The organism is Phycicoccus jejuensis, assembly GCF_000720925.1.
GTDB lineage: Bacteria > Actinomycetota > Actinomycetes > Actinomycetales > Dermatophilaceae > Phycicoccus > Phycicoccus jejuensis.
In genome coordinates, this window is sequence record NZ_JOEE01000021.1 from 1 (window position 1) to 4,414 (window position 4,414).

Genomic DNA, 4,414 nt, shown 5'->3' on the forward strand with positions numbered 1-4,414 from the left:
GCAAGACCCTCGGATGGAAGACACCCGCCGAAGCCCTCGACGAGCTACTGTCCCAACATCATTCAGTCGGTGTTGCGACCACCGGTTGAGTCCGGTCTGCGACCCGGCGTCGGAGTGGTGGACCACTCCGGTGACGTCGTGCCCGGCACGGGAGCGCACCCACAGCGCCATCTCCAGGGCGTCCAGGGGCAGCTCGGTGGGCATCCGGTTCGCGGTGCGCCAGCCCACGATGCGGCGGGAGTAGACGTCGGTGACGAACGCGGTGAAGCACACCCCGGCCCACGTCGGCACGTAGGTGAAGTCGACCACCCACAGCCGGTTCGGGGCCGGCGCGGTGAAGTCACGCTGGACCAGGTCCGCCGGCCGGGCGGCCGCGGGGTCGGGCACGGTCGTCTTCCAGGTACGGCCACGGCTGGCCCCGCGCAACCCGGCCCGGCGCATCAGGCGTTCCACGGTGCAGCGGGCCACCTCGTGCCCGTCGCGGCGCAGCAAGTGCCACACCTTGCGATACCCGGCCACGCCCCGGCCCTTGCTGCGGTCAGCGTGCACGGCGGCGATCAGTTCGAGCAGCCTCGCGTCACGAACCGCCCGAGCCGACGGTGGGCGGCCGATCGCCGCGTAGTAGGCGGACGGGGCGATCTTCACGCCGTGCTCGCTCAGCACGCGACAGATCGGCTCGACCCCGAACCGGTCGCGGTGCTCGGCGATGAACGCGATCACCACGGAAGTCGCGGGTCGAGCTCCCGCGCGAAGAACGAGGAGGCCGCCAACAGGATCTCGTTGGCCCGCTTCAGCTCCTTGACCTCGGCCTCGAGGTCCTTGATCTTCTTGGCGTCATCGGTGGTGGTGCCCGCCCGACGGCCGGCATCGATATCGGCCTGCTTGACCCACCCGCGCAACGTGTCCGCGTTGACGCCGGTACGAGATCCGATCCGCACCACCGCCGCGTTCACCGACAGCTCAGGGTCCTGCTCACGCGCCTCCACCACGAGCCTGATCGCTCGCTCCCGCAGCTCCTGCGGATACTTCCTCGGTGCTGGCATGGTCATCATCCTTCGCGGAATCAGACCCTCCATCAACCCCGGGGCGGTTCAGCTCGTCGAGGAGCGCCAGGGCTGGCCGGCGGTCGTTCGAGCCTCACTCTTCGTGGTCGCGTTGGTGGCCTGCGTGGTTTTGACCTTGTCGCGATTAGAGGGGAGTGGCCGTTGGCCTCGGGAAGGGCCGGTAGTGTCAAGCGCCCTTCCCATACTTCGCCAAAGGTGAAATAGTGGGGCATGGATGCGTTGGCAGCATGGGCGGAGCGGGCGGCAGCCGCAGGGCGAGTCATCGTGCCGAGCTATCGCGTGGATGAAGCCCAGTCCTTGCTCGCCCCACGGTTTAGAACGGCGTACGTTCAGTTGAGCCGTCGTCGGCCTGCGCGACGGTAGGCGTGGCTGATTGCCGCGCACGGACAGGCCCGGACCGGTCAGGTCATGACCACAGACATCAGCCAGCAGCAGTCACGGACCCGACCTGAGGCATGGTCGCGCGGCGCGGTCGCCAAGGAAGACAGCATCCTGCTTCGCGTGCCCAGCGTGCGCGTCGAGCCGTGCCGGGTCACTCCCCGTTTGGCGTTCTACGGGCGTCGTTCGCGTCGCGTTGAAGAAGGCGTCTCGCTCTCGCGCCAGATCGAGACCATGTTCGTGCGCGGGCGCGAGCTTGGGGGAGTGTGGGACGAGAGTCGAGACGTCTACATCGACGACGACATCTCGGCCAAGGGCGGTGCTTTCAGGCCGGAGATGGAGGAGCTTCTGAAGAACCTGCTGGCCGGCAGGTATGACGGGGTTGTCGTGTGGGACGTGACGCGCTGGGTGCGCAACAAGGCCGAGAACCGTCTCATCATGAACGTGCTGGAAAGCGCGGGCGTGGAGCTGTACTTCTGCGTTGAGAAGCACCTGCACGTGCATGGGCCGATGTCGATCGGTGTGGAGATGGCCGCCGATACGGCGGCGCAGGAGGTGCACAAGACCAGCCTGCGCACGAGCGGGTGGCAGGCGCAGATGGCGGCGCACGGGGCGGTCACGAGCAAGGCGCCGTTCGGGATGAAGAAGAAGAAGGCGCCCTCACCCTTCCCCGAGCGCAAGAAGCCGATCCGGCGCCTGGTGCCGGATGACAAGCCGCGCAAGAGGTATGGGATGCGCTCGAGAGCGGACCTGGTGCGGGAGCTCTTCGAGCGCGCGGTGGCGGGCGAGACCCTGATGGGGATCGCGAACGCTTGGAACGAAAAGGGGTGGCTCAACGACAGCGATCAGGAGTGGACCACCGGCCGGCTGCACCGCATGCTGCACAACCCCCGTTACGCGGGGTTCTCCACGATCTCGAAGCAGATCGTGCACGACAGCGACGGCCGGCCCATTGCCCCCTACACCCCGGTTGTTGAGCCGGCCGTGTTCTTCCGGATCCGAGACGCGAAACAGACCTACGCGCCCCGCTCCGGAGCCGCCACGGACTCGGCCCTGCGCGGTCTGCTTCGGTGTGGTTCGTGCGGAAAGACGATGGTTCAGGCTGACGGCGGTCCTCGCGACCGGTCGCAGGTGCGCTCCTACCGCTGCACCCCGTCGATGTCGACCGCCTGTACGCGCCGGTGCAAGGTTGTCGCCGACCGCGTCGAGGACGCTGTGTTCGAGGCGGTGGCACGACTGCTGAGCGACCCGGTCAGCCTCGCGCGCCACCAGGCGAACGAGGTGCAGGAGGACTACGTGCGAAGGCAGGCCGCTGAGCGGCGGTTGGCAGCCGTGAACGAGGCTTTGGAGAACCTCGACCGAGAGCACTTCCGTCCCGGTGGAGGCTTCAGTGACCCTGGGGGTGCGCAGCGGTATTCGAGGCTGAAGCAGGAGCTGATGGGGGAGGCCGCGACGCTCGTGCGTCAGTCCCGCCCCCCGTCCACCCTGCCGGAGACGTTCCTCGACGCGGCGGAGACGTTGGGCAGCGTGCGCGCCGCTCTACAGTCGCTGCCGAAGTCTCAGCGGTTGAAGGTCTACAAGCTGCTGATCGAGAGCGTCCGGGTGGACTCGGGTAAGGCAGGGCGGGGGTTCGACCTCGGCCGCCTGTCCATCAACTGGCGAGAGGACTAATCCGTGCGCTGACCAGAGGATGGGCAGGCCGCCGGCGATGCGTGACGGCGCGTGCGTGGCCCGCACAGTCACCCTCAAGCGCGGTCTTGCGGTCGATGCCGGCGGCGAGGCAGCACCCTCGATGGGGGTGCCGGCACGTAAACTGACGTATCGACCGGTGAGGGAAGAAGCGGGTGCGGAGTCAGTTGACGACGTCGCCGCTGCGTTCCTGTCACGGCTGGGCGGTATGGACGCCATGAAGCTGCAGAAGCTCGTGTGCTACGCGCAGGCGTGGACGGCAACCACCGGAAAGCAGCTGTTTGCCGACGAGGTCGAGGCGTGGCGGGATGGCCGTGTGGTCTACCGGCTGTACGAGCACCACCGGGGCCGACGCAACCTGACCTGGTGGAGCGTGGGGGACCCCTCCGGATTAGGCAGTGAGTCGTGGGCCGTGATCGACAGGGTCGTGCGGGCCTACGGGCGCCTCACTGGCGATGAGCTGTCGGCGATCACGTATATCAAAGCTCCTTGGGTGGCTGCACGTCGGGGCCTGGGCGCCCAACAGCGTGGTCGCGAGCCCATCACGGTCGAGTCGATGGCCTCCTACTACGGAGGGCAGGTCCTTGCGCCGGCGGACGCGGTCAAGCACGCGCGTGCCAACGCCGCCCTTGAGGGGCAGTCGGGCGGCCACGGTTCTGAGTCCACTCTCGAGGACTTCGCCTTGGGCCGGCGCGACGCGGACGAGGTCGCTGCGTCGCTGATTGCGCACTACACACCGAGCGGGTGAGCGATCCCTACGCGACGGTGACGACGCACGACCCGTACTGCGACCCTGCCACCGGCACCCTTCTCAACAGCTTCGGCATCACAGACCCGGCGCGCCTTGAAGAGACCGAGACTCGAATCTCGATGGTGCGCGACATCAAGATCGCCACACCGGCCGTTGCCGGGACAGTACGACCTTGAGCACCCATGCCACTTCCACGAGGCCCTCTTCCGTGACGTCTACCCATGTGCCGGGCGGATCCGGACCGTGGACATCTCCAAGGGCGGCTCGTACTTCTGCCCCGCCCAACACATCCACACGTTCGCGACCGACACCCCGTTCCGACTCATCCGGGAGATCGCTACCTGCAAGGTCCAGACCGGGCGGCGACACTGACCTCGCTGGCCACTCTCCTGAGCGAAGTCAACGGGGACTGCTGAAGGTCTGGTTGACACTTTGACCTGCCCCCCGGTTTGGTTTCCAGTGGTGGTGGTGAGTCGAGGGCCCAACTGGAAGGCTCCGACAGTGCCTCGTCCATACCCTCCCGAGTTCCGTG

Annotated in this window: 4 protein-coding genes, 1 pseudogene and 1 other annotated feature; of the genes and pseudogenes, 3 read left to right on the forward strand and 2 right to left on the reverse strand. The window is 67.3% G+C overall.

Annotated features, from left to right (window positions below; all coding sequences use genetic code 11):
- Positions 1-135: 135 nt before the first annotated feature.
- Positions 136-723 (reverse strand): annotated as a pseudogene (locus IG69_RS0119270) (IS3 family transposase); the annotation flags it as partial.
- Positions 631-759: a sequence feature (AL1L pseudoknot), on the reverse strand. (Overlaps the previous pseudogene by 93 nt.)
- Entirely contained in the window at positions 717-1,043 is a 327-nt protein-coding gene (locus IG69_RS0119275) for a transposase (RefSeq protein WP_030529791.1), read from the reverse strand. Its footprint overlaps the feature before it by 43 nt. The pseudogene IG69_RS0119270 and the gene IG69_RS0119275, both read right to left, overlap by 7 nt.
- A gap of 429 nt (positions 1,044-1,472) precedes the next feature.
- Between IG69_RS0119275 and IG69_RS0119280 the strand changes: the two genes are divergently transcribed.
- Genes IG69_RS0119280 through IG69_RS22345 form a run of 3 tightly spaced genes read left to right on the forward strand, consistent with a single transcriptional unit; the run spans position 1,473 to position 4,058 of the window.
- The gene (locus IG69_RS0119280; protein WP_030529792.1) at positions 1,473-3,113 is read left to right on the forward strand and encodes a recombinase family protein; all 1,641 of its coding nucleotides are present in this window, start codon (positions 1,473-1,475) and stop codon (positions 3,111-3,113) included.
- 55 nt (positions 3,114-3,168) lie between these two features.
- On the forward strand, positions 3,169-3,879 hold the full coding sequence (locus IG69_RS0119285; protein WP_169742109.1) for a Panacea domain-containing protein: 711 nt from the start codon (positions 3,169-3,171) through the stop codon (positions 3,877-3,879).
- Positions 3,876-4,058, forward strand: a complete 183-nt coding sequence (locus IG69_RS22345) for a hypothetical protein (RefSeq protein WP_157577739.1) — start codon at positions 3,876-3,878, stop codon at positions 4,056-4,058. Before IG69_RS0119285 ends, IG69_RS22345 begins: the two co-directional genes overlap by 4 nt.
- Positions 4,059-4,414 lie beyond the last annotated feature (356 nt).